The sequence below is a fragment of the Deltaproteobacteria bacterium genome, assembly GCA_009929795.1.
Classification (GTDB): Bacteria; Desulfobacterota; Desulfovibrionia; order Desulfovibrionales; family Desulfomicrobiaceae; genus RZZR01.
Genome location: RZZR01000225.1, coordinates 1 through 3,209 on the forward strand (window position 1 = coordinate 1; position 3,209 = coordinate 3,209).

At 62.7% G+C, this 3,209-nt stretch carries 2 protein-coding genes; both read right to left on the bottom strand.

From position 1 onward, the window contains the following. Positions 1-1,815, bottom strand: a 1,815-nt coding sequence (locus EOM25_13460; GenBank protein NCC26181.1) for a hypothetical protein, incomplete at its 3' end; no start/stop codon positions are given. 4 nt (positions 1,816-1,819) lie between these two features. Continuing rightward, positions 1,820-3,209 (bottom strand): ATP-binding cassette domain-containing protein (locus tag EOM25_13465; protein ID NCC26182.1); only part of this gene is annotated, 1,390 nt, incomplete at its 5' end.

A 3,209-nucleotide genomic window follows, 5' to 3' on the forward strand; every position in this document is an offset into this window, starting at 1 on the left:
GCTCCGAAGTTGACGCAGATTGAAGGCCATCCCGGCCAGGGCGCCGAGAAGGAGAAGACCCAGGGCCGGAAAGGCTAACCTGGGACTGAAGATAAAGAGCATGACCACGTTGGAGGAAGCGAAAATTCCGGAAAGCATCGCAGTCAAAAAGGTGTCGCACAGCTTGACCCGGACGAGGTTCAACCCCTCGGCCCGTTCGGCCAAGTCGCCAGGTGTTTCACTACGATGAAAGGCCGTGGGCAGGCGGATCAAGCGGTCCCACAGGGCCGGTTCGAGCTGGAAATCCATCCTCCCGACCATGCGTTGCAAGGCCGCAATGCGGGTCAGGCTGACGGCGAACACGGACACAGCCACAACCGCCAGCAAGATCGCGACCTCGGCCAGGAACAGGCGATTGGCCGCGGGAATGATGTCCGAAAAGATGAGCTTCACGGCCAGGGGCGGGATCACGGCCAAAAGAGCCAAGGCCAGCCCGCAGGCCACGATGAACAGAAAATCCCGACGAGCCCCGAAACCAGCGAAGCAAAGGAGCTCCCGGATATCCATGGGCCGGACCGGAAGCGGACGGTGAAAGGTGACGGCCCGGGAGGAAATCCTGCCCGCCATGGCCCGGGTGACCCGACAGACTTGGCCGGTGGCCGGATCAACGGCCTCGTAGCGTCCAGGTCCAGGCTGAAGCAAGGCCAAAGGCCGCTGATGGCCTTCGGCCGTCCCCAGAAATCCCAGCAGCGGCCCTCCATCACGGCGCCACCAGTCCGTCCGCAGGGCTACCGGTCGCCACATGACGCCCCATGCGGTGGCCAGATCTTTGATATCCTCGTCTCCGCGAATGGTCGCATCTGAAATTCTGATATTTCCGGCCTGGAGGACCAGTTTCATGGCCGCGGCCAAGGGGGCCAAGCCCTTTTCAGGCGCCTGGGGCCTTTCCTTTGACGGGTTCTTTCCTTCCAGCACGGCCTCGAGCCGCTCCAGGCCCGCATTCCAGAATCGTCTGGCCGATTGCGCCCGGGTATGCAGGGCCGCGTAGACCTCGGCATCGGCCAAGCGCAACTCCATGTCCAGGCAGCGGAAGAAGACCTCTCCAAAACGTTGCAGCCCCTCGGACAGACCGTGGAGCTTCACAAGGGCCGGAGTATCAAGAACCACCACGGCATGTCCGCTACCGGTTGGTTTCGACAGGCCGGTCGTCTCCACCCAGGTCTCCGGAGTCAGAACGCATCCGGACACGGTTTCGCCAATGTCGAAGTCTTCGAGCCCCAGATAGCGCAGGCTCGATGGTCGGTCGCTCCGGTCTGTCGTTGACATCGGGTCCGGGACCAGCCACCAGGCCCCACTCTCCGGACGAAGGCTTTCGTTCGGGGCCGGGTCGAGCCGCTGGCCGGACGTCAGACTTGTCCGTCGGCCCGGTTTGGGTGCGATGTCCCGGCTCAATCCGGCGGACAACCCGAGTAGAATTCGGTCTACCCTGTCGGTCGGAGACTCGTGCTCCTTGTCGCCTTCCGCCGGATTATCCAAAAATTTTGTCGTCTCCTGCGGGGCGACAACCGTTCCGGGCAGACCCACGGCCTGCAAGGCCAGACCGGATGGAGACATGGGCAGGCCGATCAGAATCTCTCCGATCGAAACAGTGTACAAATGCCGACGGGTGCCCACCGTTTCAGACCCTTGAATCCGCACGGCATAGACCTCAACTCGTCCATCCAGAACGGTCCAGACCACGCCCGGATCGTCCAGCATGAGCGGCGTCTTGCCGTTCAGTTCGAGCCGCTGGCCGGCATCGGCAACAATAGGGGGGGGCGGGGTGGAATCGGGCATGATCTCAGACCATCAGGAGCCGGGCGTATTGGCCGTCCAGGGCCATGAGGTCCTCGTGGGTGCCGCGTTCGACAATGGCGCCCCGGTCCATGACCACAATCTCGTCGGCATCGCGGATGGTGGACAGACGGTGGGCCACGATCAGGCAAGACATGCCCCGTCGGCGGATGCTCATGTCGATCCGCTCCTCGGTTTCGGCGTCCAGGGCCGAGGTGGCCTCGTCGAGAACGAGCACGGACGGATTCACGGCCAGGGCCCGGGCGATTTCCAGGCGCTGGCGCTGACCGCCGCTGAAGTTCGCTCCCCCGCAGAGGACCTTGGAATGGTAGGCACCGGGCCGGCTCGAGATCTCGGCGTGGATTTCGGCATCCTTGGCGGCCTGGATCACATCCCGCTCAGGAATGGCCGGGTTCCACATGGTCAGGTTGTCCTGGACGCTGCCCTCGAACAGGAAGACGTCCTGGTCCACGAAGGCCACCGAATTGGCGAAGACCAGGCGAGGGATATCCGAGCGGGGCACCCCGTCGAAGAGGATATCCCCGGACCAGGGCCGGTAGAGCTGGGCGATCAGGCGGACCACGGTGGATTTTCCGGAGCCGGAACCTCCAACCAGGGCCACCCGACAACCGGGGGCGACTCTCAGGGAAAAATCGCGGATGAGCGGCCGATGCCCGGGCGCATAGCCGAAGGTGACATCCTTCAGTTCAAAGGCCCCGCTCAAGCGGACCCCCACGCCAGGCACGAGCAATGTCTGCCCATTGTCGGCCCCATTCTTCTCTTTGCGTCTCATGTCCGGCATGCTGAACTGAGGATCCAGGGGATGGGTGATAACGTCGTCGATACGCCGAATCTGTCCAGCCAGGCTCTGCAGGTTGGCCACGGAAGTCATGAGCTTCTGGACCGGGGCGATGAAGGCCAGCAGCAGGATCTGGAAAGCGGCCAGCATACCGATGGACATCCCGCCGTCCATCACCCGCAGGGCGCCGATGCCAAGAACCGCAGCCATGGACAGATCGGTCAGAAGAATGGGGACCTGCCGCAGGCTGAGCATCCACAGGGAATATCGCTGGGCAAGGTTCTTGGCCCTGGTCTTGAGTCCGGCCCAGTGTGCGAAGAACTCCGGTTCCCAGCCCGAGGCCTTGATGACCTCGATAGTCTGCAGACCGTTGATTCCTGCGGCACAAACTTTGACGTTTTCGGCCACGAACTGCGTGAACAGACTCCGACCCTTGCCGAGGCCCCAATGCATGACCAGGACATTGAGCAGAATCAGGGCGGACACCAGAATGGTCAGGGCCGGATCGTAGAGGTACATGACCAGGGCGTAGAGGGCGATGGCCACCAGATTCGTGACGGTGGCGGTCAAATCTTCGGCGATGATTTGAGAGACGTTT